Consider the following 26,372-nt stretch of genomic DNA (forward strand, 5'->3'; position numbering starts at 1 on the left):
CGAACACGGATTGAGCCGACACTAACAGCCCATGACGACGGAAGGCGGCGCTGTGCCCGCTAAATCGCCGACACGGCAGACTGGACCCCGATGACGAGCCCGCACGCCCCCGTTCCGCCGCCGCGCACCTTCATCCCCGCCCTGGAAGGAATGCGTGGGATGGCGGCGCTCGGCGTGCTCGTCACCCATGTGGCTTTCCAGACCGCGGCATCCGGAACACCGGTGCTCGGGCCGATTCTGGAGCGCTTCGACATGGCGGTCGCGGTGTTCTTCGCGCTGTCGGGTTTCCTGCTGTGGCGTCCGCACGCGGCGGCCGCGCACGGGGTGGGTGCGGCGCCGTCGACGGGTCGGTACCTGCTGCATCGTTTCGCCAGGATCATGCCCGCGTACTGGGCCGTCGTGGTGTTCGTGCTCGTGCTGCTGCCCGGCGCCGCGCAGACGGCGAACCTGCGGGTATGGGTGTCGAATCTGTTTTTGCTGCAGGTGTTCGTCCCCTTGACACTCACCGACGGCCTCACCCAGATGTGGAGCCTGTCGGTGGAGGTGGCCTTCTACCTGGTGCTTCCGGTGCTCGCGTTGGCGTTCGTCCGGCTGCGTGGCCCGTCGGCGCGGTGGCGGGTCCCCGCGCTGTGCGCGCTGGCCGCGGTGAGCCTGACGTGGAACCTGTGGCCGGTGCCGACACCCGACGCCATCCACGCCGACAACTGGCTGCCCGCCTACATCCCGTGGTTCGCGGCGGGCATGCTGCTCGCCGAACTGATCTACCGCCTGCGCACCGATGCCCGCTGGCCGAAGCTGCTGGCGAATCAGCCGCTGATGTGGGGCTTCGCGCTGGTCGCGTTCCTGATCTCGGCGACGGAGTTCGGCGGACCGGCCGGTCTGGAACGTGCCGAGCCGTGGCAGTACGCGGTGAAAATGCTGCTCGGGGCGATCATCGGGTTCGGTCTGCTGGCGCCGCTGGTGCTGCGCCCGGCCGACGCGCCACCGCATCGCTGGCTGGAATCGCGCACGGCGGCGGTGCTCGGCCGGTGGTCCTACGGTGTGTTCCTGTGGCACCTCGTCGTGCTCTCCATGGTGTTCCCGGTGTTCAGCCTGCTGCCGTTCAGCGGCAATTTCCTGTATGTCCTCGTGCTCACCACCGCGCTGACATTGCCACTGGCGGCCGCCAGCTACGCGCTGATCGAGGAACCCGCGCGCCGACTGGTCCGGCGCTGGGACAAGCGGAGGGCTGTGAAAGAAACCGCCCGCGTCTGAGCCGGTGAGCGGCATTGTCGGGCGACATCCCGCCTGTCGTACGGCCCGTCCGGCCCGATGGAGTCGGCCGGCCTCAGGTCAGCGCCGGCGAGGAAGTGCGGCGACTCCCACCGCGACAACAGCGATGACCGCGGGTGCCTGCGCCCAGATCGAGCCACCCATATAGGTAACCCCCGACCGCCACGTGCCGGTCGACAACGCCGCCACAGAGACCAACGTCCCGACACCGGCGACCCAGGGCAGCACCCGACTCGTCACAGCGGGCCGGAAGTGACTGCACGCCACCGCGACAACGGTGCACACCACCCCGAACGGACTGGAGACCACCGCCACCGCACCGGCGAGTCCGAGCGCGGCAAGTGGGCGGGTACCCCAGGTGGTCGGTGCGGGGCCGACGTCGGGAACCGGTCTCCGACGCGGAATGGCAAGTAGCACAAGTGGAATCAGTAGCAGCAGGCCACCGAAGATCGCCAGCCGGTACCACCGGTCGTCCGGGAACGACACAGTGATCTCCCCGCTCGTCCCCGCCGGAACAAGCCAAGCCTGCTGCCAACCGTCGACCACGACGGGCTTCAGCAGCTGCCCGTCGGAGGTGTGTGCTTCCCAGCCGACGTTGGTGCTCAACGGCAGTACCAGCAAGCCTGCCTTCGTCGGATCGGCTGCCGGCGAAGCGGGGCCTTCGTGGGTCGCATCGCGGGTGGGGGCTGAACCCCGAGCGCCTGATTCGCTGGTTGAGCTGTCGACGTCGGTCGGGCTCGCTGGCGCGTCAGCCGCACTGTTCTCGTCGATCGGCTCGCTGGGCCCGCCGGCAGTGCTGTTCTCTTCGGCCGGGCCGGCGGGATCGCCCCTACTGCTGTTCTCGCCGCCAGGGCTCGATTCGGAAGAATCGCTTGTCCCGCCGAGGACCGGGGCGGCCGCGAGATCGGGGCGCGGCAGCCGAATTCGGTCGACCGTGAACAGTTCCGTCGGCACGACGGTGAGGTCGGGCTTGCCGGGCAGCAATTCGATATCGGCCGCGTCCAATTCGCAGGGACGTGCGGAAACCGGTGCACCCGAACGGAGTTCGTCGGCGGTCGCGGTGACGGTCGTGTGCACTGCGCGCCCGCCGATGGCGATCACCGGCCCGGCCTCGCAGCCGATGGTCACGAGCCGGTCGCCGGGTGCGCGGGCCGGGTAGTCGGGGCCGAGTACTTCCACTTCGGCGAGACCGGCCGGTTGGGTGAGGACGAAGCCGAGCGCGGTGCGATCGAGCACCTCGTTCCACTGCTGAATGCTCACCTCGACCCGATCGGTGACGGTGGGGTGCAGCGAGATCCGTGCCGGTTCGCCGTGTTCGCGTTCGGGCAGCTCGCGCATCTGCGGCCCGTTGCCGAGGTTCACCAGCACGGAGGTGGCGGTGGCGGGCAGGCCGCCGAGGGCTGTGGTGATGTCGAGCCCGGTCACCAGCGCGGGTTCCGGAAGTTCCAGCACCAGTGTGGGTTTGGCGCCCGCGAGTCCGCGGACGGTGGCTTCCGGTGCGGTCCAGGTGGTTCGGGGGTCGCCGTCGGTGGCGGCGAAGGCGGCGCCGCGCAGGTCGGCCACATCGGCCTTACCGCGCGCGATCGGCCTGGTCGGGTCGGTGAGCAGCGCTTCCAGAGCCGGTCCGGGCCGGGTGCGCACGGTCAGATCGGTGCTCACCCGCATCGGTTCGGGCACCGAAAGCGTCCGCCCGAAGACGCCGGGTTCCTCGGCGGGCAGGCCGAGCCCCTTGCTGCAGTGCACCCGCAGAGGCCCATCGAAACACGCTGTGCGACCGGGGAATTCCTGTCCGAGGTCCCAGCCGGTCACCGTGGTGCCCGCCGGAACATCGGGGAGCACGACTCGATGCCGGATATCGACGCGTACCGGTGCCTCGCGTACCGAATAGTCGTCGAGGGTGAGCTCGCTGATACCGAATTGCCCACCGCGGGTGCCGGTTTCGGTGCGCGCGGCGGTGATCATCACCCACTCGGTGCGGCCCGCGGGCAGGGCGACGGTGACCGGCGCACCGGGTTCGGTGATCCGGGCCGACACCGTCCCACGCGATGTGCGCACCTCCACCCACTTCACCGGATCGCCGAGCGCGGCGGCGGTCGTGGTGAACTGCAGCGAACCGCTGGTGATCGGCTTGTCCAGATCCAGCCGGAGCCACTGTCCCAGTGCGGATTCCGCGCCGTTGCTGATCCATGCGGTGCTCGGATCGCCGTCCACGGCGGCGGCGGTGGAACTGCCGGGCGCCGCGCCGCCGATCTGGGTGGCGTCGGCCGCCGAACTCGAGGTGGTCACCTTCGCACCGGACCACTGGCCACGGACGAGTTCGGTGCCGTCGACGGGGTAGTCGGGGACGAGGTTGTGGGTTCGGCGAGCGTCGTCCGGAGCGCGGACAGCGGAGTTGTGGTTGTCCACCCGCCCGAAATCCGATTCCCGGTCCATGGGTGTGTCGGTCAGCAGCACCGGTTCGGCCGGGAGTCCGGCGCGCGCGGCATCGGCTTCGAGAAGCACTGGGGCGCTTGCCCCGTCACGACGAACACGCTCGAGCACCTCGGGTCCGCCGCGCACGACGGGCACCGAGTCGAGTCCCACCGTGTAGGCGCCGGGGATCGAGTCGGGCGCGCCGGTGCCGCTGCGCACCTGCGTCGGCGTGCCCGGCGTCGCGGGGTCAACCCGGTAGATCTCGATGGCCGGGTACGACGGCAGCAGGTCGTTGTCGACGACCAGCCCGGCGTCGTCGGCGCGCGGTCCGATGGGCGAGCCGAATTCGGCGACCTTGGTGAGCCCCGGCGAACCCTCGATGGCCTGGTGCGCCAGCATCGGCCGGGTCGAGCGGGAGGTCTCCGGGTCGAGGTCGTTGCGCAGCACCACGATTCCGATGCCTTGGTTCGCCAAGGTGGTGGCCAGCCCGGTCGACGGTCGACCGTCGGCGATGAGCCGCTGCACCGAATCCATGGCGCGGATGGTGCCCGGCGGATTCAGCGGTACCGAATCGCGCACGGCCCACGGGGTACTCGCCAGCGCCTGCAGTGGTTCGTCACGGGTGAGTCCCCAGATCTGGCTGCCGAAGGGCGCCCCGGGGACGACGAGTGCACGGGTGTCGGCGGCATTGTCGGCCAGCCATCGCGCGGTGTCGGTCCAGTAGGCGGGCACCCGGTCGTAGGCGCCCCGCGGGGCGAGCCTGCCGGTCCACGCCAGCGAGGTCGCGAGGGTGAGCGCGGCCAGAACCAGGGCCGCCACGGCCACGACACGATCGCGCTCGGGATGGGCGAAAGCATTGCGCCACACCGGCATCGGCACCGACGCGGGCAGCGGCACCCGGCCGAGCAGGTGCGCGAGCCCGACCACCAGCGGCAACCGGATCAGCGGCTCGAGCTTGTGCACATTGCGCAGCGGCGCACCACCGGAGTCGAGGAAGATCCGCACCGATTCCGCGAACGGCCCACCGAGCGTGCCGACATACCCGGCGCAGATACCCGCCAATCCCACGCACAGGATCAGCACGAACCGCCCGCGATACGGCATCGACGACCGCGCGAGCCCCGCCATTCCCGCCGCCGCGAGCAGCCCGGTGGCGAGCACCGCGGCGGGCTGGGTCACCAGCACGGCCCCCGCGATCCGCTCGGGCGACACGAACGGCGTCCAGCTGTCGGTACCGCGCAGCACCTCGCTCAGCGCCGCCCACTGTGTGGTCACCCCCGACGACTCGATGTAGTCGAGGAACGGCGGACTCACCTTCCCGAGCAGCAGCAGCGGCACCACCCACCAGAACGTGGCGAGCACGAGCAACGGAATCCACGCCCGCGTGAACCGCCACCACCGCCGATTCGGCCGGTAGGAGGCCCACCACAGCGCGGCGGGCAGGAACGCGGCCACCGTCGCGACAGCATTCACCGACCCCATCAACGCGAGCGCGAGCGCACTGCCGGCGGGCGAGAGCATTCCGCCGCGTGTGGGTCCAGACGCAACCGAGCCGCGACCGACCCGCACCCCTCGGCCACGCAGGCGACCGACTTCGCCGGGCTCGGCGTTCCCGACCGCGCTCGCCGCAGTGCCGGTGGTGACAGGCTCGACCACGCTGTCGTCCGGCGCGTTGTGGCCTGGACTGTCGGGCCGCGGACTTTCCGGCGCCGTGTCGACCCGCGTGGACTTACCGCGCAGTGCGACGCCGAGCGCGGCGGGCGCGAGCAGCACCCACGGCGCCAGCATCATCGGCAGCGTTTCCGAGGAGATCGACCCGAGCGTGGTGAGCACCCGTGGCGACAACGCGAACGCGACACCCGCGATCACCCGCGACCCGCGCGCCCCGATACCGAGCGTTTCGCAGAGCTTGACGATGCCCCAGAATCCGGCGAGCAGCAGCAGCGCCCACCAGACGCGCTGGGTCACCCACGCGGGCACATGCAGCAGGTGACCTGCGGAGAAGAACGCGCCGTGCGGGAAGAAGTAGCCGTAGGCCTGGTTCTGCACCTGACCCATGGGCGCCTGGCTGCTCCACAGGTGCGCGGCGCGCGCGAGGAAGCCGAGGGGGTTCTGGGCGAGGTCGTATTTGGTGTCGGCGACGGTGAGGCCGGGCGCCTGCGCGAAGGTCAGGACGAAGGCGGCTACGACCGAGCCGACGAACCAGCGCCAGCCCAGTGGCGCCTTGTTCAGGTGCCCCGAGGGGCGCGACGCACGGGCCTGCGCGTCAGCGGCTGCCGTATTCAGGAGCGTTGAGCAGCGAGGAGTCCTTGTCACCGCTGCGGTCGATCGAGGGAGCCGAGTTCTGCTGCACCGCTGCCGTGATTGCGAAGACGGCGATCGCGCTCAGCAGGGCGCCGCCGACCGCGCTGGCAACAGCCGGAACAGCAAACTTCATCGCGCACTCCAATACGTCGACGTCGGGGCCTGTCTGGTGGCCAACCTAGCAGGTGTGCGCCGGTAGGTCAGCGTTCGGGCAGTTCGCAACGCAGGGCGGCGAGCAGAGTGCGGAATTTGGCGGTGGTCTCGGCCAGTTCCTCGGCCGGATCGGAGTCGGCGACGATCCCGCCGCCCGCGCTCGCCCGCAGGACGCGCCGGTCGGCCGACAGTTCCCCGCCCCGGATGGCGACCACCCATTCACCGTCGCCGTTGCTGTCGCACCAACCCACGGCCCCGCCGTAGAAACCGCGCTGTTCGTCGGCGGTGACGGCGTCGAGCGCCGCGGCGAAGGGGGTGCCGTTCACGGCGGGCGTCGGATGCAGCAGCAGCGCCAGCTCGAGCGCGGTGGTCGACGGGTCACGCAACACCCCGCTGATGGGGGTGGCGAGGTGCCAGACCTGTTCGGTGCTCAGCAGTTCGGGCCCGTCAGGGATGTGCAGTTCAGCGCACACGGGCGCCAGCTGCTGCCGGATCCACTCGATGACGAATCCGTGCTCGTCGTTGTTCTTGCTGCTGGACAACAACTTACGGGCCTGCGCCGCGTCGGCTTCGGCATCGGGCAGGCGCGGCAACGTGCCCGCGAGCGGATGCAGGCTCACGCGATCATCGTGGCGCGTGACCAGTACCTCGGGCGTGGCACCGAGCAGTGTCTCCGCCGCCCGGCCCGCCACCGACAGGTCGACCGCGTACACATTGGCCGTCGGATGCCTGGTCAGCAGATACCCCGCGAGCACTTCGGGATCCAACGGCTCATCGGCTTCGACGACGACGCTGCGCGCGGCGACTACCTTGCGTAACTCGTCGGCCGGATCGGCCAGCCGTTCCACCAGCTTCCGAACACGCGCCACATGCTCTGCCGCACTGGGTGATCGGGCGACAACGCGCATCTGCGGCAACGGCGGCAGCGCGGCCGGACGCCATGGTCCGGTCGTGTGCAGGGCGGTCTCGGGCTGCCACAGCGCGGCGGGTTCACGGGGATCGAACGGCAACGCGCCGACGACCAACCCAGGTGCCCCGTCGCAGGCCGATCCGCCGTCGCGCCACCCGCGCAGCGCCGCGACCGCCGCCGTGGGATCGGCGAAACGCGCGCGCACCCCCTCGGCGCGCAGCACCGCGTCCGGCCGGGCCAGCAGAAATCGGTTCATAGTGCTTCGACCATAACGCCGGGTACCCACCGCCGAACCGCGAGAGCGACGCAACTCTCAGTGCTCGGGCGGCACCAGGAACACCGGCCGGTGCGCGTGCTTGAGCACCGCCTCGGCCACACTGCTGTGCAGCAGTGCACGTAAGCCGGTAGTACCACGTGTACCTGCGACGATGATGTCCACATCGAGCTCGTCGGCACAGTCGACGATGGCGTTCCAGATGGTTGTCGTGCACTCAACGGTTCGCGCCTCGGCATCGATACCCGCCTGCTTGGCCAGCTGCACGCCCTCGGCATTGATCTTGCGGGCATCGGTGTAGGCGATGTCCTCGATCTCCTCGTCGGGCACCCATTCCGGCTGCATCACCCCGGCGAGCCCGGAGATGCGGGCGGCCTGGCGGACCATCGGTTCCCAGGCGGTGAGCAGAATGGCGCGTTCGGCGGAGAGGAACCGGCCCGCGTACTGCACGGCGCGCTTGGCATGTTCGGAACCGTCGTAGGCGATGAGCATCCGATCGCACGGCATGACGACCTCCTGCGCAGGGTCTTTCCCCCAGGTTACCCGGCCATTTGCCGCTTGAACCGAACCTGACGGCGCCACCGGTTCCGGTCCGGGTCTACCGTGGAGTGCATGCGGAAATCGCCTGTGGTCGTGTTCGCAGTTGTCGCCGCCGTCGCCACCGCGTGTTCGGGAGGGTCGTCGACCGAGACGACCACCGCCGCGAGCAGTAGCGGCACGGCGCCGTCGTCGGAGGCCGGCGCCCCGGTCGCCACCACCGGAGCCCAAAAACCTTGCGGGGCCGACTATCTCGGTACCTTCTCGCAACGCGAGAAGCTCGCCCAGCTGCTCACCGTCGGCATCACCGGCGCCGACGACGCCACGAATGTGGTGACCACCGAGCAGGTCGGCGGCATCTTCGTCGGTAGCTGGACCGATCCGGGCCTGCTCGATCGCGCCCAGCTCGACGCGGTGAAAGCTCTCGCCAAGGCGCCCCTGATGGTGACGATCGACGAGGAGGGCGGGCGTGTCTCGCGCGCGTCGGCCGTGATCGGTGAGGCGCCCTCGGCCCGGGTGGTCGCCCAGACCCAGACACCCGAACAGCACTACCAGAACACGCTCACCCGCTCGAAGGCGTTGAAGGACCTCGGCATCACGGTCGATTTCGCGCCCGACACCGATGTGAGCGCCCAGCCCGACAACAGCGTCATCGGCGACCGCTCCTACAGCGACGACCCGCAGGTGGTCACCGAGTACGCCGACGCCTACATCCGCGCCTCCAACGAGGTGGGCCTCGGTTCGGTCATCAAGCATTTCCCCGGTCACGGCTCCGGTTCCGGCGATTCGCACACGGGTGCGGTGCGCACGCCCCCGATCGACGAGCTGAAGACCAAGGACCTGGTGCCGTTCCGCAATCTGGTGAACTCCGGCGCCGCCGTGATGGTCGGCCACCTCGACGTGCCGGGCCTCACCGAACCCGACACCCCGGCCAGCATCAGCCCGGCCGTGATGTCGCTGCTGCGCCAGGGCACCGGCTACGGCGCCGCGCCGTTCAACGGCCCGATCTTCACCGACGATCTGGGTGGCATGGCCGCCATCACCGACCGCATGACGATCGCCGAAGCCGTCGAGGCCGCGCTCGTCGCCGGGGCCGACAACGCGCTCTGGATCACCACCGATGCGGTGCCGCAGGTACTCGACCGCTTGGAGCTGTCGGTGTCGAGTGGCAAACTGCCCGCTGATCGAGTCGATGCGTCGGTGCTGCGGATGGCCCGCTACAAGGGTGTCGCACTGGGCTGCTGAGCGGCGTGGCGACTGTGCGGCAAATGGGCACGGGTGGAACTTACCTTGCAGTAAGATGGAGTCTCACCCTGCGGTAGGAGAGTGGATGGCAGGCGGGACGAAGCGGCTTCCCCGGGCGGTTCGCGAGCAGCAGATGCTCGATGCCGCCGTCGAGGTATTCGCGCGCAAAGGCTTCCACGACACATCGATGGACGCGATCGCCGCCGAGGCGAAGATCTCCAAACCCATGCTCTACCTGTATTACGGCTCCAAGGACGAACTTTTCCGCGCGTGCATCCAGCGCGAGGGACTTCGCCTGATCGAGGCCGTCGCGCCCGCGGGCAACCCCAAACTCAAGCCGCACGAGCAGGTGCGAACGGCGCTCGAGGGCTTCCTCGATTTCGTCGACCGCAACCGGCAGTCCTGGCAGGTTCTCTACCGGCAGGCAATCGGTCAGCAAGCATTCGCCGCCGAGATCGAGAACGCCCGCGAGCGCGTCATCGAACTCACCGCGAAGCTGCTGGAATCCAGTGCCAGGCACGCCGAGCCCGGCACCAATTTCGAGGTCGTCGCCGCCGCCGTGATCGGTGCGGGGGAGGCCATCGCCGACCGGGTCGCCGGTGGCCGGATCGAGGTGGCCGAGGCGGTCGACCTGCTCGACGATCTGGCCTGGCGCGGTCTGGCGGGTCGCAAACCCGAGTAGCGGTTGCCCCGGCCGTCGCGACCTGCGATCGTGCTTGTCTGGTAGTTCACGAACGACGGGGTGGCAGTGTTCGGAGTGTTGAAGCCGTGTGCGCACGGTGCGGCGAAGTACGGCATCGATCCGGACCAGTGGCAGGCGCACATGTGCGGGCTGTGTCTCGGCCTGCGCGACGGTCACGGCCAGCTGGCCCGAGCGGCGACCAATACCGATGCGATCGTGCTCAGCGTGCTCACCGAGGCGCAGGCAGGCACGGGTTCTCGGACGAACGCCGCCCCCTGTCCGTTGCGCGGCATGCGCCGGGCCTCGGTGGTCGCGGCCGACGCACCGGGTGTGCAGCTGGCGGCCACGGCGTCACTCCTGTTGGGCGCGGCCAAGATTCGCGATCACGTCGACGACGGTGACGCGGGAGCGTTCGCGCGCCGCCCGATGCGCAAGATCTCCGATTCGTGGGCGACCCGTGCACAACGCCAGGCCGACGCCATCGGCCTGGATGTGGCCCCGCTGCTGACCGCGATCGCCGCACAGCCTGGACTCGAAGCGCGTGCGGCCGAAGGGTGCCTCGAAGACCTCACCGGTCCCACCCAGCTGTGCGCGGCCACCCTGTTCGGTCATACCGCCACCCTGGCCGGCCGCCCGGAAAACGTTGCGGCCCTGCAGGAAATCGGCCGCCACGTCGGCCGCATCGCCCACCTGGCGGACGCGATCGAAGACCTCGACCGCGACCGCGCGCGTGGCCGCTTCAACCCGCTCGACGCGACCGGCACCGACATGCCGCGCGCCTACGAACTGGTCCGCGAGAGCGAGGCGAGCATCCGCCGGGCGGCGGTCGAGGCCGAACTCGACCAGGTGCCGACGGTGCGCTGGGCGCTGCTCGATCCGCTCGCGGCGCTCCTGCGCAACCTGGGCCGCGGGCTCGGGCTCATCACCGGGCACACCTGTCGCGCCTCGGCGAATCACGAGCCCTACCGATTCCCTTCCGCGCCGGAGCAGAAGTCGTCCGGACCCGGCCCGCTGAAGGCGATCGGCCAGATCTGCGGCGTCTACTGCACCGGTGCGGCGTGCTGCGTCGACCACAACAGTCCTTGCGACGGCAGGCGAAAGAAAGCCTGGCGCAAGAAATGCAAGGACTGCTGCGACGCGTGCGAGTGCTGCGGCAACTGCGGCGAGTGCGGCAAATGCTGCGGCGACGGTTGCTGCTGCGACTGCAACTGCTAGGAAAACCTCACTCGCACTTCACGATCGGGATGGGGTCGTACTTCACGGTCCGCGTGTGCCGCGAGATCTGTTGCCCCGTCTTGCGATCGGTGATCACCCGGGTGTCGGAGATGGTGAATCCGGGTGCGCCCTCGGAGGCGATGCAGTCCTTGCCCTTGGGCAGGGTGATCTCGGTCGGCTCCGTCGGCTTGGACTTCTCGCCGGTGATCGACTCCACATCAACGGTTTTCGTTCCCCACAGCCGCACCGTGATGTCGGACCCGGTGGCGACGGCCTGGATGAACACACCGTGTTCGGAGTTGTTGCGGAAGGCCAGGTCGATCGCGCCGTCGAACACCGTCGCCTCGCGCGCGGCGGGGTAGCGCGAGATGTAGTAGCTGTGCTCGGTGTGCCCGGCGTCTTCCATGCCGGCGAAGTAGGCGGCGTTGTACAGCGTGGTGGCGAACTGGCTGATGCCGCCGCCGACCGCCGTGCTCGGCCTGCCCTTGTCGATGATGCCGGACTCGACATACCCTTCCGCAGCGGTGCGCGGACCGGTGAAACCGTTGAGCGAGAACGTATCTCCGGGTTTCACGACGGCACCGTTCACCTTGGCGGCCACGGTACGGATGTTCACCCCGGAGGGTCCGCTGAACCCACCGGTGGTGAATTCGCCGATGGTTTCGTTGATGCCGAGTTTCTCGGCGGCCTCGGTGGTGAGCTTCGGTTCGATGCGCTGATAGACGGCCTCGAACGCTCGCTCACCCGGCTGGGTGAGCAGCGCGGGCAGCTTCTCCAGCGTCTTCGCCCAGTCGATCTTTTCGCCGACCACGGCAGGTACCACCGTCGGCTTCCCGGCGCCGACGGTGAACGTGGCGTCCTTGGGTTCGATCTCGGTGGTCACCACCTGTGGTCCGAGCAGCCCGATCACGGCGTCGTTGTCGATCTGCGGGGCGAGCCCGCCCTTGCCGTCGGGTACGAAACTCAGCACGCTCGCGATCTGCTCGGGCGTGAGGGCCACCCGGGTGTCCTTGGCCGCCAACGTGATCGGCGAGGCGACAGCGGGCGTGGCGATATCGCGCAACGCCGCCTGCACCGCTTCGGTTCGCACCTCCACCGGCGCCGCGACGACGGGCAGATCGAGCAGGCTCACCTCGGCCCAGCGCTCGGTGATGGTGCTGCGCGCACCGTCGATGTCGAGCACCCGGCCCGGGACCGGCGGCACCGCGACAGGCGCACCGTTCTCGAAGCGAACGGTGCCTTCCACGGTGGGGTTGTCGTGGGTGCGGAACGTGCTCAGCTGCTGATCGAGCGCCGCGTTGTCAACGGTGCTGGACACGGGGACCTCGCGCGTCCCGAACAGTGAGACCAATCGGCCGACCGGGTTCAGCGGCTGACCGCCGACGGCGTCCCAGGTGGCGTCCCAGTCGATGCCGAGACCGGCCGCCGAGGGCACCATGCTGGCCTGCACATCGCCGATGCGCACGGGCAGCGGTTGGTCGGCGCGCGGTCCGAGGACGCTGCGCAGCTTGGCGTCGGCCTCGCCCTGATCCATCCCGCCGACCTCCACGCCGGCGATGACGACGCCGCGCGGCACCTCGCCCACGTTCAGCGCTAAGTCGGCCAGGTAGGCGGCGGTGCCGACCGCGAACACGGCACCGACGGCGATCCCGATCCGCTTGACCAGCTGCTGGTCGCCCGGCGGGGTCGGCTGGGGCGCCTGTGGGCGGTGGTCACGGGCGATGGTGCTGATGGGCTGGGTGGGCAGGGCGGTGGTGTCGGCATCGAAAGTGCGATTTGCTTCGAGCAGCTTGCGTAGTCCGACCTCGCCCCGCCCTCGGTCCGCCGGTCGTCCGGCGGTCGACTCGCTGGGCACGGAGGTCCTTCCGTTTCATGGGCCCCGTTGGGTTTACCGGGTGCTCGCCAAGGGTAACGGCCCGGCGCGCACTCGGCAGCCCGGCGAAGTGGGGCAGACAACAGGAAGGCCCCGTGTAGTTGCCGGGTCGGGGGTCTGGCAACTACACGGAGCCGATCTGTTTATCGGCGCCCTCACCGGGGCGTTACAGCCGATTTTCGGCTGATTTCGACCGGGCACACGATGCCGCCGGGCAGGTGGGCTCCGCCGCGCGCGACAATCAGGGGTGAGACTCGCCACCAGGGACCGGACAACGAGGGAGAACTGATGCAGTTGGGAATGATCGGCCTCGGCCGGATGGGCGCCAATATCGTGCGCCGCATCGTGCGTGACGGGCACAGCGCCGTCGGGCACGAGCGCCACCAGGGCCACATCGACGAGCTGGCCGCCGAGCTCGGCGACAGCTTCCGGGGCAGCACCGACCTGAAGGAATTCGTCGGGATGCTCGACGCGCCACGGGTGGTGTGGGTGATGATTCCCGCCGGTGCCACCGGTGCCGCGATCGACGAGCTCGCCGACCTGCTCGAGCCGGGCGACACCATCATCGACGGCGGCAACAGCCGCTACCACGAGGACATCAAGCGATCGAAGGCGCTGGCCCCCAAGGGGATCCACTACCTCGATGTCGGTACCTCGGGCGGCGTCTTCGGTCTGGAGCGTGGCTTCTGCCTGATGATCGGCGGCGAGGACGAACAGGTGCGTGCGCTCGAGCCGCTGTTCCAGTCGATCGCGCCGGGCGTCGATGCCGCACCGCGCACCCCCGGCCGCACCGGTGAGCCGACCCCGTCCGAGCAGGGCTGGCTGCACTGCGGCCCCGCGGGCGCGGGCCATTTCGTGAAGATGGTGCACAACGGCATCGAGTACGGCGCGATGAGCGCCTACGCCGAGGGCCTCAACATCCTCAAGCACGCCGACATGGGCGCCGATCACGGCGGCGAGCACTCGGCCGAGGAGACCCCGCTCGAGCACCCGGAGTACTACCAGTACAAGCTCGACATCCCGGAGATCACCGAGGTGTGGCGGCGTGGCTCGGTGGTGGCCTCCTGGCTGCTCGACCTCACCGCGGGCGCGCTGTTCGCCGACCCCAACCTCGATTCCTTCAGCGGCCGGGTGTCCGATTCCGGCGAGGGTCGCTGGACCATCGACGCGGCCATCGATACCGCCGTCCCGGTTCCGGTGCTGTCGGCCGCGCTGTTCCAGCGCTTCTCCTCGCGCGGGGAGGCCGAATACGCCGACAAGATGCTCTCGGCCATGCGCAAGGCGTTCGGCGGCCACATCGAGCTGCCGAAGTAGTCGTCCGCACCCGGCCTCCCGTCACCACGGGAGGCCGGAGCGGGGCACAAACTTCCGGAGATTACCTGGTCAAACAGGCCTTCAAGAGTAAAACAAGGATGTTCCACAAATATTGGAACGTGTTCTTGTTTTCCAGGACAACTGTCCAATTCCACCGTTACCTTGTCGCCAGAGGGGGAGCACCACTCGATGAGGATTCGCCCCACCCGTCCAGGTGGGGCTTTGGAGGAAATCATGTTCCGGACTTCGCGCACCGCCGCGGGAATCGCCACGACCGCGCTGGTCGTCGCCTGCGCGGGCGTCGCCCTCGGCTCCGGCGTCGCCGCCGCCGACACCACCTGCTCGGTGCGTAGTCACGCCGAGAAGCGCGACGCGAGCACCGTCGGCGTCACCCACGTCTACGACAAGATCGCGAGCGCCGAGGAGATCGGCGTGGGCACCACGGTCACCTACAAGGTGGTCGTCGGGACCACCGGTATCGGCAATCCCTACGTCAACACCATCACCGACTTCCCGCCGAGCGGCTTCGGTGCCCCCGTCAAGACCACTGTCACCGCCTATCACGCCATCGGCGGCCAGGTCACCGAGGATGTGACGCCCGAACCGAACGCGGGCGGCTGGAAGGTCACCAGCACCGGCTGGTTCGTGAACTCGGGCAACCCCGTGACCCTCACCATCACCTACCCGGTCCCGTCCTCGTTGCAGCCCGGTCAGCAGGTGACCAGCGGTGGTGTCGGAGTCGCGGGCACGGTGGGCGTGAGCAACGAAATGCCCAACCTCACCGCGTGTTTCACCGCGCGGGGCGCCAATGCGGGCGAGACGGTGATCGGCAGTCTCGGCGAGAACGGCCTCGGGTCCTCCGACGGTCAGCTGAGCTCCACCGGTTCGGCCACCGACATCCTCTCCGACGTGCTGCGCAACCTGATCGGCAGCTGATGTTCGCCCGGCTGTGTTCGATCGTGGCAGCGATCTCGGCGTCGATCGTGCTCACGGTCGGCACCGCCGGGGCCGACGTCTCCCGCCTCGACAGCGTCGAGCGGCCCGGCCAGCGGCAGCAGACGCTGCACGTGTACTCCGCGTCGATGGACCAGGTGATCCCGCTGCGGGTCATCACACCCTTCGACACCAGCGAACCCCGCCCGACCCTGTATCTGCTGAACGGGGCGGGCGGGGGCGAGGACCTGGCGAACTGGTACGACCAGACCGACATCGTCGAGTTCTTCGCCGACAAGAACGTCAACGTCGTCACCCCCGCCGCAGGCGCGTTCTCCTACTACACCGACTGGCAGCGCGACGATCCCAAGCTCGGCCGCAACAAATGGCAGACCTTCCTCACCGAGGAACTACCGCCGATCATCGACACCACCCTCGGCACCACCGGGGTGAATGCCGTTGCGGGCCTGTCCATGTCGGCCACCGCTGCCCTGAACCTGGCCATCGCCGCCCCTGATCGCTACCGTGCCGTCGGCGCTTTCAGCGGCTGCGCCACGGTCGAAGATCCGATGAGTCGCGCGTTCATCGATCTGGTGCTGGCCCGAGCGGGTGCCGATCCGGTGAACATGTGGGGCCCGCCGGACGATCCCGCCTGGCGTGCCAACGACGCCTACCTCCACGCGGATCGACTGCGCGGCAAGACGATCTACTTGTCCAGTGCCTCCGGACTCCCCGGGCCGGCCGAAACCCTTCCGCCCGGCGCAACTCCCGGCAAAGCCCTCGGCCTGGCCAACCAGATCATGCTCGGCGGCGCCATCGAAGCGGCGGCCAACTTCTGTACTCAGCGGCTGGCCGCTCGCCTCACCGAGTTGAACATCCCCGCGCACACCGTCTTCCGGCCCGCAGGCGCGCACACCTGGCACTACTGGGAACAGGATCTACACGCTTCCTGGCCGTTGCTCGCCGCCGCCATCGGCGCGGAATAGTCAGTTACACAATAAGTTTCGGCGAGTCAAGCCCCCACAAGTTTCGGAAACGCTCTCGCTGAAACCCCCGATGTGACAGTTAGCTCTGCTCAGTTACCCGAGAGGTTCCCCCATGCACCGTCGAATGATCCGAGTCCTCGTCACCACCGCTGCCGTCGCGGGCATCGCCGCGGGCGCCACCTCCCCGGCCCTCGCCGCCCCCGCGCAGCCTGCGGTCATCGCCGAGTCCGGCTCCGCGGGCACCGGTTCCGCCCTCATCGACTTCCCCCTCGGCATCATGAAGCTCATCATCTGCGGTCCCTGGGGCGCTGCCGAGCCGCACCCGAACCCGATGTGCCGCTGACAAAGGCCCGAGAACAACTGCGGCGGCCCCGGATTCCGGGTGCCGCCGCAGCTGTTTCAGCGTGTGACTACCGCTCGATGATCGCGACGACGCCCTGGCCGCCCGCGGCGCAGATGGAGACCAGCGCGCGGCCGGAACCCTTCTCCGCCAGCATCTTCGCCGTCGAGGCGACGATGCGGCCGCCGGTCGCGGCGAACGGGTGGCCCGCGGCGAGCGAGGAACCGTTCACGTTGAGCTTGCTGCGGTCGATCGAGCCGAGCGCACCGTCGAGACCCAGGCGCTCCTTGCAGTAGGCGTCGGACTCCCACGCGGCGAGCGTGCACAGCACCACCGAGGCGAAGGCCTCGTGGATCTCGTAGTAGTCGAAGTCCTGCAGGGTCAGGCCGTTGCGGGCCAGCAGACGCGGCACCGCGTAGGTGGGCGCCATCAGCAGGCCGTCGGGACCGTGGATGTAGTCCACCGAGGCCACCTCGGAGTCCACCAGGTGCGCGAGCACCGGCAGCTTGCGCTCGGCGGCCCACTCGTCACTGGACAGCAGCACCGCCGACGCGCCGTCGGTGAGCGGGGTGGAGTTACCCGCGGTCATGGTGGCGTCGCCCAGCTTGGTGCCGAACACCGGCTTCAGCGTGGCCAGCTTCTCGACGGTCGAACCGGGACGCAGGTTGTCGTCGCGGGTCAGGCCGAGGAACGGGGTGATGAGGTCGTCGAAGAAACCACGGTCGTAGGCGGCGGCCATGTTCTTGTGCGAGAGGTAGGCCAGCTCGTCCTGCGCCTCGCGGGAGACACCGAATTCCTTGGCGGTGATGGCGGCGTGCTCACCCATCGACAGCCCGGTGCGCGGCTCGGCGTTGCGCGGGATCTCGATACCCAGCATCGAGGGCCGCAGCTGCCCGACCAGCTTGAGCCGGTCCTTGTTGGTCTTGGCGCGGTTGGCGTCGAGCATCCACTCGCGCATGTCCTCGCTCACGCCGATCGGCGCGTCGGAGGTGGTGTCGGTACCGCCGCCGATGCCCGCTTCGATGCGGCCCATCGCGATCGCGTCGCCGACGGTCGCCACGGCCTGCAGGCCGGTGCCACAGGCGAGCTGCAGGTCGTGTGCGGGGGTGTAGGGCGAGAGCTTGGAGCCGAGCACGCTCTCACGGATCAGGCTGTGCTCGCCCACGCGCTTGAGCACGGCGCCGCCGACGACCATGCCGAGGCGTTCGCCCTGCAGGCCGAAGCGGCTGACCAGCCCGTCGAGGGTGGCGGTGAACATGTCCTGGTTGGACGCGTGCGCGTAGGCCTTGTCGGAGCGCGCGAACGGAATTCGGTTACCGCCAACGATCGCGACCGGGCGCTGCGTCTTCGCGGTTTTGGCGGTACTTGCCTTGGCCGCCGTCGAGCGGGCTTTGCTTGTCACTCGAGTTCTCCATGGTCTCGTCGGGTGATCGGTTGTCATCCAACTTACTCTGGAGTAAGTTCGTTGTCGACACCGTACCCGCGAATGTGAAGGTAGGAACAGTGGCAGCCAAGAGCAAGGGCGCACCCAACCTCTACGGATCCTTCATCCACTCCGCCCCCGGCGCGTTCCTCGCGAGCAAGCTGGGCCTGCCCCAGCCCGCGGAGCTGCGCCGCTACAAGGCAGGCGAGCCCGCGCTTCCGGGCCCGGTGCTGCTCGGCGGCAAGGGTCGCCTCGCCGAGCCGATCCGTGCCCTGCTCACCGATTACACCATCGCCGACTCGCTCGAGTCCGGAACCAAGTACGGCGCGCTGGTCTTCGATGCCACCGGCATCGACTCCATCGAGAAGCTGTCGCAGCTGTTCGAGTTCTTCCAGCCCGCCATGCGCAGCCTCGCCCCGTCGGGCCGCGTCGTGGTGCTCGGCAGCACGCCGGAGCTGGTCGGCTCGGTCGACGAGCAGATCGCCCAGCGCGCGCTCGAGGGCTTCACCCGGTCCGTGGCCAAGGAACTGCTGCGCGGCGCCACCGCCCAGCTCGTCTACGTGCACCCCGAAGCCGGCTCCTCGGCCACGGGTGTCGAGTCGACCCTGCGCTTCCTGCTCTCGGCCAAGTCGGCGTTCGTCGACGGTCAGGTCATCCGCGTCGGCAAGGCCGATTCCGTGGCCCCCGCCAGCTGGGACAAGCCCCTCGCGGGCAAGGTCGCCGTGGTCACCGGTGCCGCGCGCGGTATCGGCGCAACCATCGCCGAGGTGTTCGCCCGTGACGGTGCCACCGTGATCGTCGCCGACATCCCCGCCGCCGGTGAGGCGCTGTCGGAGACCGCCAACAAGGTGGGTGCCACCGCCCTGGCGCTCGACGTCACCGCGCCCGACGCCGCCGAGCGCCTCGCCGAGTTCGCCACCGAGCGTTTCGGCGGCATCGACATCGTCGTCCACAACGCCGGCATCACCCGCGACAAGCTGCTCGCCAACATGGACGAGGGTCGCTGGAGCTCGGTCATCAACGTCAATCTCGCCGCCCCGCACCGCATCACCTCCGGCCTCGTCGCCAAGGGTGTGCTCAAGGAGGGTGGCCGCGTGATCGACGTGTCCTCCATCGCGGGCATCGCGGGCAACCGCGGCCAGACCAACTACGGTGCGTCCAAGGCGGGCGTCATCGGCATGGTCGACGCCGAGGCGCCGCTGCTGTCGGAGAAGGGCATCACCATCAACGCGGTGGCCCCCGGCTTCATCGAAACCGCCATGACCGCCGCCATCCCCGTCGGCACCCGCGAGGCCGGCCGCCTGATGAGCTCGCTGCTGCAGGGCGGCCAGACCGTCGACGTCGCCGAGACCATCGCCTTCTTCGCCAGCCCGGCGTCGAACGCGGTGAGCGGCAACGTGGTTCGCGTCTGCGGGCAGAGCCTGATCGGCGCCTGATGACCCAGACCATCACGCTCACCGAGATCCCGAGCAACGGCGCGCTGTACGCGAAGGCGGCCCTCGGCGCCGTCCCGCTGCCCGCGCCGCTCTCGGGCCGCAAGCCCGCGCTGCCCGACCGCCGGGTCGCCATCGAGGGCGTGCGGGTGGACCCCGACCACCTCGCCGCCTACTGCCACGCCACCGGCCTGCGCTTCGGCGACACCCTGCCGCTCACCTACCCGTTCGTCCTGGCGTTTCCGCTGATGATGGAACTGCTTGTGGCACGGGACTTCCCGTTCACCGCGGTGGGTTCTGTGCACTTCTCGAACGTCATCGAACGCACCCGGGAGATCTCGGCGGCCGAGCCGTTGGACTTCACCGTGCACACCGAGAACCTGCGCGAGCACCCGAAAGGCCTGCTGGTAGACGCGGTTACGGAGATCCGCGTCGGCCGGGAACTGGTGTGGCGTCAGGTGGCGACCATGCTGCACCAGCAGCGCACCTCGCTGTCCGGCGGTCCGAAGTCCGCACCCCCGCCGGAGGAGGTGCCCCCGCCGCCGCTGCGCGTGCAGCGTGTCGATCAGAAGATCATCAACCGCTACGCCGCCGCCTCGGGTGACCGCAACCCGATCCACGTCTCCGGAATCGGCGCCAAGGCAATGGGTTTCCCCACCACCATCGCCCACGGCATGTGGTCGGCGGCCACCATCCTCGGCACCATCGAGGGCCGGGTGCCCGAAAAGGCCACGTACACGGTCAAATTCGGTAAGCCGATTCTCCTGCCCTCCTCGGTGAACATCTACGCCGAGAAGGCCGGTACCGGCTGGGACCTGTCGATGCTGCACCCCAAGAAGGGTTTCCCCCACCTCACCGCCACTGTGCGCTGAGTTCTTCATTGGCGGAAGGCCGCGTATCCCATTCGGGATATGCGGCCTTTTCCGTTGCGAACGTGGTTATATGGCGGGCAACCAGTAGCTATACAGTGTCAATCAAACCGGTTGCGCGACAATCGTTCTGGCTGATCGTTCTGTTACCGGTCCTACGTGTGACATCAATCATGGTGTACGCCAGGTATTAGCTGGGTAACAAGATGAGTTCGGCGCCGTGACGAAAGATCGCGAGCGCGTGGTGCTTCGGGCCGAATCCGCCTCGGAGCTGCAACCGACCGCTTGTACTGCAGTGTTCAACTTTTCCAGCTGGCATCGAGTTCTGGATTCCGAACGATCGTTCTGAAACCCTCGCACCGCTCTCGGATTATCTCCACCTTGACGGCAAATGTTCAGCATTGCCCTGGCAAGTGCCCCGAAAACAAGTGTCTGCGGAACTGTCCGCCCCCCGTGTTAGAAACTTTCCAGTCGGCAACGCAGTCGGCAATCATGCTTAATACCAAGGGGTTCCACTTCATGAAGAAGATCCGCACGCTCGGTTTCGGCATCGCCCTCGCGGCCGGTATCGCCATGTTCGGCACCGGCGTGGCCTCCGCCGCCGAAGAGCCCGCAACCGGCTCCTCCGAAAGCCTGGCCGCCATCGTAGAGGCCCTGTCGTCCGGTTCGGCCGCTGCGGAGGACCCGACCGATCCGGCCGACATCGCCGAGGAGCCGGCGGAGACCCCGGACACCGGTTCGGCTGACAGCCTGGCCACCATCCTCGAGGCCCTGTCCTCGGGTTCGGCCGGCGCGGAAGAGCCGACCGACCCGGCCGACATCGCCGAGGAGCCGGCGGAGACTCCGGACACCGGTTCGGCTGACAGCCTGGCCACCATCCTCGAGGCCCTGTCCTCGGGCTCCGCCGGTGCCGAAGAGCCGACCGACCCGGACACCACCACCCCCTGATTCATCAGCACGTAGAAAACAAATGCCCCGTCCCGCGACGGGGCATTTGCCATACCGGCACAGCATCGGCCGCTGCGTCAGCCGAACCACTCGATCCCGCAGGAGATGCTCGATGCCAGGAATGCCACTCGACCGCCACGGGACGCTCGACACAGAACTCGGCGGCTCGGTCCTGGCCGAGATGACGGAAGAGGACCTTGTCGCCGAACTACACATCAGCACATCAGGGCGAGGCGAATTCCGCGTCTCCCTGCAGTCGACCTGTCAACCATTCATCATCCCCTCCGACGACACCCTGACACTCGCGGGCCGAATCGTAGACCTGCACGCTGAGCACCAGACCAACCTCGAAGATCTCTGGTACCGCTACTCGAAGTTGCCGAAAGGCCAGTGGAACATGGAGTCCCGCTTCGCATACGGCGCCTCCGAATCCAGGAACTCAACGGCCGCCGTCGACAACCCTCACCGAGCACGGTCTTCGTCGGCAGTGCGTTTCCGGCGCTTCTTCGGTCAGTCCGGCAGCTCATAGGGAAACTCTGGTGTCCGCACCGTGTTTGCCGCGCGCGTTCAGACCACCTCTCGTCGAATATTGCGGGGGCGTGCTCGGATCATTAATCATTCGGAGGATCAGCTGTGTACAAGATGAGGGCATTTGGGTCTGCTGTCGCGGTGGGGCTCGCGTTGACGTTGTTGGGTGCTCAGGCTTCGGCGGTTCCCGGCCTGCCCAGCGGTTCGTCGGAGGCCGTCACACCGACCGCCGAATCGATCAGCGCTGCGTTTCCGCGGTTGGTTCCGCGGAGTGCGGAAAGTGAAATCGGGTACCGGGGTGCGACTTGCTGGCAGACCGATCGCGGATACGTTCCCAGCGCCAATGCGGGTGACCCGGAATTCGGGAACTGGGCGTGGCAGTGGCGGTGTTATGACGGAGGGGATGGCAACGACCCCTTCTATCGGATCTACGCCTACCACTCCTCCGTCGACGTTCAGTCGGTGGTCGCCGGCCTACCGCCGTCATCGATGACAACAGACGTCAATCACGGCCGCGAGTACACGAACCATCAGTACACCGATAACGGAAACAAGATCATCACCACCTTCTCGGGCGACGCCCAACGCGCAACCTTCCTCATGTTCACCGACGGATACGGCACACCGGGCGAGGTCATGAACTGGTGGCGCGATGCCCCGCTGAACTAGAACCCGCTCACCCGGCGGACGCCCGCCGCACAGACGAATTCACCCTTTGCCTGGTTACGCGCTGATCGATATCGGTCAACCTCGGCATCACGCTCGAAAAGGTCGCCGTTGAGCCGCATTCTTCTGCAACATGCTCTGACTGACCCAGGGCTCAGGACGCTGCCCACGCGAGTAGAGGATCTCCTTCGAAACCTCGCGGCTCCACCTCGTCTGGCCGCTCACCTCCGCGCAGTGCACGAGGTGGCGTGTGAGCTGGGTCGACTGGGTCGACAGCCACTACCGAGGCTTGTTGTTCGACCGCGATGCTGTGTTGTTCGGCGCGGTGACACATGACATCGGCAAGATTCTTCATCCCGGCGAGTTGTCCGGGCCGGGCTCGGCCCACGAGCAGGCTGGGTATGAACTGCTTGTGGCGCAGGGCTTTACCGAGGATTTGGCGCGCTTTGCGCGGACGCACGGCTCGTGGGCCACGCCTGAGGTGCGGATGGAGGACCTGCTCGTCAGCCTGGCCGACAAGGTGTGGAAGGCAAAGCGCATTCCTGAACTCGAGGAGTTGGTGGTGCGGCACCTGGTTGTCGCGGAGGGCCAGGCATCTTGGCAGGTATTCATGGCACTCGACGACGAACTCGACCGGATCGCCGCCGATGCCGACCGGAGACTCGCATTCCAGGCACGCTATCCGGTCAGCGCATGACCTCGCGTCGTGCGATCTGGCGGGTTATCCGACGGTGAGGTCGGCTGGCGTCGGGACTACCACTCCGTAGATGTCGCCAATGGTGGCGAGAGCGCTGGCGTGGAGTTGGGGGGCGGTGACTTCGGCGAGGGGGCGGGTGGCGCAGGCGTTGGCTACGACGGTGGGTTTGTTGCCGCGGAGGAAGGCGCCTTCGGCGGTGAAGGTGACGCACATGTGGGTCATGAAGCCGGCGATGACGACGGATTCGTTGCCTGCGGCGTCCACCAGGTCGCCGAGTTCGGTGTCGACGAAGGAGTTGGGGAAGGACTTCACCACGACGGCTTCGTCGGCGGTGGGGGTGAGCTTGGGGTGGATCTGGCCGATATCGGTGGTGATGTCGTAGGGGCTGCCCTCGCCACTGTTGTGCATCACGTGGATGACGGTGGCGCCTGCTTGCCGGGCCTGCTCGAGCAGGTCGGCGGCGGCGTCGATCGCCTGCTCCCAGCCGGTCAGTTCCATGACACCGCGGGTGTAGGTGTTCTGGTAGTCGACCAGGATCAGGGTCGAGGTGGCGAGGGCGGCGGGGGTTTCGTCGAGGCCGCTGAGCTGGCGCAGGGTTGTGGAGGTCATGGGTTCCACGCTATGGCCACGCGGAGATGTCTGCAATGTCATGTAACCTGCAGATTCGGACATCGTCAGGAGGTGGATGGTGGGACGGCTCATTGTGGTGGTGCTGTTCGAGGGGGTCGACCTGCTCGACGTGACGGGGCCGCCCGAGGTGTTCTCGCTGTTGCAGCGGGAGATGGACGAGCCGACCGGCTACGAAGTGGTGCTGGCCGCCGAGACGCTGGATCCCGTCACGACCTCGGCGGGTGTCCGGGTACTGCCCGACGTGACGTTCGACGGGTTGACCGGGCGGCGGATCGACACGATCGTCGTGCCGGGCGCGGTCGAGACCGATGAGCGGCGACAAGTCCGCGCAGTGGTGGAACCTGTCGTGGTCGAGGCGGTTTCGATGATGGCAGCCGGTGCCCGCCGGGTGGCTTCGGTGTGTGTGGGGGCGCATGTGCTCGCGGCGGCGGGGTTGCTCGACGGTAAGCGTGCCACCACGCACTGGTCGACCGCGCACCAACTCGCCGCCGAGCATCCGGCGGTGCGGGTAGACGCAGATCCGATCTATATCCGCGACGACAATGTGTGGACCGGTGCGGGGCTCACCGCCTGTCTCGACCTCACGCTGGCCCTGGTCGCCGACGATTTCGGTGAGGAACTCGCGCTGCGCGTCGCCCGCCAGCTGGTGATGTTCCTGAAGCGGCCGAGCGGGCAGAGTCAGTTCAGTGTTTCGCTCGAGCCGGTCTCCACCACCCGCCGCATCGACGAGCTGCGGCACTACATCGCGGGCAACATCGCGCGACCACTCACGGTGACCGACCTGGCCGAACAAGCGCATGTGAGTGAACGCCAGCTCACGCGGATTTTCCGGACCGAGCTCGGGATGACGCCTGCCGCCTATATCGAGGCGGCGCGAGTGGAGGTCGCGCGGCAACGGCTCGAGACGAGCGACGAAACGCTGCAGCGCATCGCGGCCACCTGTGGATTCAATACCGTCGATACGTTGGCGCGCGCTTTCCGTCGAAGGCTCGACACCACCCCTGCGGAGTACCGGAATCGGTTCCGCATCGGGTGATCACTAAGCTGTCGACTTTACGGTGAATTGATGAGTAACAAGGGGTTTCGGGTGTTCGGTATCGCGGAAGAATGGCCGACGTGGCCGGTTACGACAATGCTGTGGGCGATGACGGGTCTGATACGCCTGCTGACCAGCGGTTCGGGCGCCTGAGCAAACACTCGGCAGCCGTCTTGCCCCCCTTTCAGACGTCTGCCGCGCGAGCCTGACGCGGTGTTAGACATCTTGTGCGGCGGAAATTCGCCGCAAATCTGAAAGATGAGGGGTTCACAATGGCAAAGATTCGTGCATTCGGTGTGGCGATGGTCGCGGCGGCTGGCATGTCGATGATGGGCATGGGGGTCGCGGCCGCCGAGGAACCGGCCACCGGGTCGTCGGAACTGCTGAGCGGGCTCACCTCGGGCACCGCGGAGACCGAGCCGGTCGCGGAGGAGCCGACGGGCTCGCTCGAGGGCCTTGACCTGGCAGCCCTGCTCGCGCTGCTGAGCAGCGGTTCGGGCGAGGCCGAGACCGTGGCGGAGGAGCCCGCCACCGGTTCTGCCGAAGGGCTGGATCTGGCCGCGCTGCTCGCGCTGCTGAGCAGTGGCACCGCCGAGACGCCTGCCGAGTAACAACCCCGGGCCGGGTGCGAACGCACCGACGGGACCGGCCGTCGGTGACGATGAGTTCTTCTCACGTTCATCCGAATTATGTGCTGCGTAATTCGGCACTGATAAGAAGTGACTATTCGTCTAGAAGGAGAAGCATGTTCGACACCCTGGTCCAGATTCTGCCCCTGCTCGCCGCCTTCGCCTCCGGGTCGGCCGGCTGAGCATCGAGGTAGTTCAACGCGGCGCCCGTCGGATTTCGACGGGCGCCGTTTTGTGTGTTTACCGCGACGGGATCATCCGGTACAGCCACCACGGACGGGTGGGGAAGGCCGGGTCGTAGATGCGAAGCAGGTAGCGCCGTTCGACGCCGGTGGTTCGGTCGCGTACGCGGACGTGTCGGCGGGCGACGTCCTGCGGCCGGATCTCGCTGGCCCACACCGCATCCCAATCGGGTGAGACCGCACAGGCGGTGGTGATCGCGGTGACGCGCTGAGTGGGAGCGAGCGGCGACAGCATGCGGAAGGCATGCACCAGCACCTGGGCTTCGGTGGTCCAGTCGAGCAGCGCCTTCTTGGCGGCCGGGTTCAGGAACATCCATTCGAGCAGGTTCACCCCGGCGCCGGTGCCGGGGAAGATGCGCTGGTACTCGGCGTTCGCGGCGAGCAGGTCCATGGTGGGGAAGCGCTGGTAGCAAGCCGGATGGGTGAGACTGCCGAGGTCGGCGAGGTCCTCGGTCGAGGGTGCCGTCGGCGCGGCGCCGGTGTCGACCGACGGCAGACCGAGCACGAGAATGTGCTTTCGGTACCACGGCGGCACATCGAGACTGTCGAAAAGCCGTTGCAGCATCGCGGTATTGGGCACCAACGCCCCGGTCTCGATCTGTGTGACCAGCAGCGGCGCCATCTGCGCCCGAGCCGCGAGCTCCGCCCGCGCCAACCCCGCCGCCAACCGCCGCTCGCGCAAATACACACTGAGCGCAGAACTTTCAGCCATCCCAACCCCCGAGCCTCACCCCGACGACGGTAAAACCAAGAGTACGCCGCAAAGATCACCCGGAAACAACGAAACGGCCCGGAGCTCGAAAGCTCCGGGCCGTGCGGGA

General features: G+C 68.0%; 25 protein-coding genes. 17 read left to right on the forward strand and 8 right to left on the reverse strand.

The window, feature by feature from the left end:
* The first annotated feature begins 90 nt into the window (after positions 1–90).
* Positions 91–1,254 (forward strand): acyltransferase, encoded by a 1,164-nt coding sequence (locus AB0F86_RS17970; protein ID WP_356985486.1) that lies wholly within the window; start codon positions 91–93, stop codon positions 1,252–1,254.
* Positions 1,255–1,332: 78 nt separating this feature from the next.
* On the opposite strand, the gene AB0F86_RS17975 is transcribed toward AB0F86_RS17970, so the two are convergent.
* From AB0F86_RS17975 to AB0F86_RS17990, 4 genes are all read right to left on the reverse strand, one after another.
* Positions 1,333–5,916 carry an alpha-(1->3)-arabinofuranosyltransferase family protein gene (locus tag AB0F86_RS17975; RefSeq protein WP_356985561.1) on the reverse strand — a complete coding sequence of 1,528 codons (4,584 nt, stop codon included), beginning with the start codon at positions 5,914–5,916 and terminating at the stop codon, positions 1,333–1,335.
* Positions 5,917–5,950: 34 nt separating this feature from the next.
* Positions 5,951–6,121 carry a DUF2613 domain-containing protein gene (locus AB0F86_RS17980; RefSeq protein WP_181698846.1) on the reverse strand — a complete coding sequence of 57 codons (171 nt, stop codon included), beginning with the start codon at positions 6,119–6,121 and terminating at the stop codon, positions 5,951–5,953.
* A 67-nt stretch (positions 6,122–6,188) separates the two neighbouring features.
* Positions 6,189–7,307, reverse strand: a complete 1,119-nt coding sequence (locus tag AB0F86_RS17985; RefSeq protein ID WP_356985487.1) for an isochorismate synthase — start codon at positions 7,305–7,307, stop codon at positions 6,189–6,191.
* A gap of 57 nt (positions 7,308–7,364) precedes the next feature.
* Positions 7,365–7,832 carry a universal stress protein gene (locus AB0F86_RS17990; RefSeq protein ID WP_356985488.1) on the reverse strand — a complete coding sequence of 156 codons (468 nt, stop codon included), beginning with the start codon at positions 7,830–7,832 and terminating at the stop codon, positions 7,365–7,367.
* A 105-nt stretch (positions 7,833–7,937) separates the two neighbouring features.
* Between AB0F86_RS17990 and AB0F86_RS17995 the strand changes: the two genes are divergently transcribed.
* The 3 genes from AB0F86_RS17995 (at position 7,938) to AB0F86_RS18005 (ending at position 11,004) form a co-directional block, all read left to right on the forward strand.
* Positions 7,938–9,107 (forward strand): glycoside hydrolase family 3 N-terminal domain-containing protein, encoded by a 1,170-nt coding sequence (locus tag AB0F86_RS17995; protein ID WP_356985489.1) that lies wholly within the window; start codon positions 7,938–7,940, stop codon positions 9,105–9,107.
* Between the two features lie 85 nt (positions 9,108–9,192).
* Positions 9,193–9,789: a TetR/AcrR family transcriptional regulator gene (locus tag AB0F86_RS18000; protein ID WP_067497168.1), complete on the forward strand. Its 597-nt coding sequence runs from the start codon at positions 9,193–9,195 to the stop codon at positions 9,787–9,789.
* A gap of 66 nt (positions 9,790–9,855) precedes the next feature.
* A complete protein-coding gene (locus AB0F86_RS18005; RefSeq protein WP_356985490.1) occupies positions 9,856–11,004 on the forward strand; it encodes a DUF5685 family protein in 1,149 nt (382 codons plus the stop codon).
* Positions 11,005–11,011: 7 nt separating this feature from the next.
* Here AB0F86_RS18005 and AB0F86_RS18010 read toward each other — a convergent pair whose 3' ends face one another.
* Complete coding sequence (locus tag AB0F86_RS18010; RefSeq protein WP_356985491.1) at positions 11,012–12,859, reverse strand: VanW family protein; 1,848 nt, start codon at positions 12,857–12,859, stop codon at positions 11,012–11,014.
* Between the two features lie 306 nt (positions 12,860–13,165).
* On the opposite strand from AB0F86_RS18010, the gene gnd reads away from it, so the two are divergent.
* The 4 genes from gnd (at position 13,166) to AB0F86_RS18030 (ending at position 16,453) form a co-directional block, all read left to right on the forward strand.
* Positions 13,166–14,191 (forward strand): phosphogluconate dehydrogenase (NAD(+)-dependent, decarboxylating), encoded by a 1,026-nt coding sequence (gene gnd, locus AB0F86_RS18015; protein ID WP_356985492.1) that lies wholly within the window; start codon positions 13,166–13,168, stop codon positions 14,189–14,191.
* 234 nt (positions 14,192–14,425) lie between these two features.
* Entirely contained in the window at positions 14,426–15,127 is a 702-nt protein-coding gene (locus tag AB0F86_RS18020) for a hypothetical protein (protein ID WP_356985493.1), read from the forward strand.
* A 23-nt stretch (positions 15,128–15,150) separates the two neighbouring features.
* Positions 15,151–16,110, forward strand: coding sequence for an alpha/beta hydrolase family protein (locus AB0F86_RS18025; protein WP_356985494.1), 960 nt, complete (start codon positions 15,151–15,153; stop codon positions 16,108–16,110).
* Between the two features lie 112 nt (positions 16,111–16,222).
* Positions 16,223–16,453 carry a hypothetical protein gene (locus tag AB0F86_RS18030; protein WP_225281526.1) on the forward strand — a complete coding sequence of 77 codons (231 nt, stop codon included), beginning with the start codon at positions 16,223–16,225 and terminating at the stop codon, positions 16,451–16,453.
* Between the two features lie 67 nt (positions 16,454–16,520).
* Here AB0F86_RS18030 and AB0F86_RS18035 read toward each other — a convergent pair whose 3' ends face one another.
* Positions 16,521–17,852, reverse strand: a complete 1,332-nt coding sequence (locus AB0F86_RS18035; protein ID WP_181698835.1) for an acetyl-CoA C-acetyltransferase — start codon at positions 17,850–17,852, stop codon at positions 16,521–16,523.
* A 101-nt stretch (positions 17,853–17,953) separates the two neighbouring features.
* Here AB0F86_RS18035 and AB0F86_RS18040 point away from each other — a divergent pair, with 101 nt between their 5' ends.
* The 6 genes from AB0F86_RS18040 to AB0F86_RS18065 all read left to right on the forward strand — a co-directional run bounded on the left by AB0F86_RS18040 (position 17,954) and on the right by AB0F86_RS18065 (position 23,014).
* Positions 17,954–19,309, forward strand: a complete 1,356-nt coding sequence (locus tag AB0F86_RS18040) for a 3-oxoacyl-ACP reductase (RefSeq protein ID WP_181698833.1) — start codon at positions 17,954–17,956, stop codon at positions 19,307–19,309.
* Entirely contained in the window at positions 19,309–20,178 is an 870-nt protein-coding gene (locus AB0F86_RS18045; protein ID WP_356985495.1) for a MaoC/PaaZ C-terminal domain-containing protein, read from the forward strand. The genes AB0F86_RS18040 and AB0F86_RS18045 overlap by 1 nt, the downstream gene beginning before the upstream one ends.
* A gap of 489 nt (positions 20,179–20,667) precedes the next feature.
* The gene (locus tag AB0F86_RS18050) at positions 20,668–21,123 is read left to right on the forward strand and encodes a hypothetical protein (RefSeq protein WP_225281524.1); all 456 of its coding nucleotides are present in this window, start codon (positions 20,668–20,670) and stop codon (positions 21,121–21,123) included.
* Between the two features lie 121 nt (positions 21,124–21,244).
* Complete coding sequence (locus AB0F86_RS18055) at positions 21,245–21,652, forward strand: hypothetical protein (RefSeq protein ID WP_356985496.1); 408 nt, start codon at positions 21,245–21,247, stop codon at positions 21,650–21,652.
* Between the two features lie 488 nt (positions 21,653–22,140).
* Positions 22,141–22,320, forward strand: a complete 180-nt coding sequence (locus tag AB0F86_RS18060; protein WP_356985497.1) for a hypothetical protein — start codon at positions 22,141–22,143, stop codon at positions 22,318–22,320.
* A 247-nt stretch (positions 22,321–22,567) separates the two neighbouring features.
* The gene (locus AB0F86_RS18065; protein WP_356985498.1) at positions 22,568–23,014 is read left to right on the forward strand and encodes an HD domain-containing protein; all 447 of its coding nucleotides are present in this window, start codon (positions 22,568–22,570) and stop codon (positions 23,012–23,014) included.
* Positions 23,015–23,038: 24 nt separating this feature from the next.
* Here the strand turns inward: AB0F86_RS18065 and AB0F86_RS18070 are convergent, their stop codons facing one another.
* Complete coding sequence (locus AB0F86_RS18070) at positions 23,039–23,623, reverse strand: cysteine hydrolase family protein (RefSeq protein WP_356985499.1); 585 nt, start codon at positions 23,621–23,623, stop codon at positions 23,039–23,041.
* Between the two features lie 79 nt (positions 23,624–23,702).
* On the opposite strand from AB0F86_RS18070, the gene AB0F86_RS18075 reads away from it, so the two are divergent.
* The 3 genes from AB0F86_RS18075 (at position 23,703) to AB0F86_RS18085 (ending at position 25,291) form a co-directional block, all read left to right on the forward strand.
* Entirely contained in the window at positions 23,703–24,680 is a 978-nt protein-coding gene (locus AB0F86_RS18075; protein ID WP_356985500.1) for a helix-turn-helix domain-containing protein, read from the forward strand.
* 30 nt (positions 24,681–24,710) lie between these two features.
* On the forward strand, positions 24,711–24,833 hold the full coding sequence (locus tag AB0F86_RS18080) for a hypothetical protein (RefSeq protein ID WP_255495422.1): 123 nt from the start codon (positions 24,711–24,713) through the stop codon (positions 24,831–24,833).
* A 119-nt stretch (positions 24,834–24,952) separates the two neighbouring features.
* Positions 24,953–25,291: a hypothetical protein gene (locus tag AB0F86_RS18085; RefSeq protein ID WP_356985502.1), complete on the forward strand. Its 339-nt coding sequence runs from the start codon at positions 24,953–24,955 to the stop codon at positions 25,289–25,291.
* Positions 25,292–25,549: 258 nt separating this feature from the next.
* On the opposite strand, the gene AB0F86_RS18090 is transcribed toward AB0F86_RS18085, so the two are convergent.
* Positions 25,550–26,263 (reverse strand): helix-turn-helix domain-containing protein, encoded by a 714-nt coding sequence (locus AB0F86_RS18090; protein ID WP_067643721.1) that lies wholly within the window; start codon positions 26,261–26,263, stop codon positions 25,550–25,552.
* Positions 26,264–26,372: the final 109 nt, after the last annotated feature.

It is taken from the genome of Nocardia sp. NPDC023733, from assembly GCF_040639775.1.
GTDB lineage: Bacteria > Actinomycetota > Actinomycetes > Mycobacteriales > Mycobacteriaceae > Nocardia > Nocardia rosealba.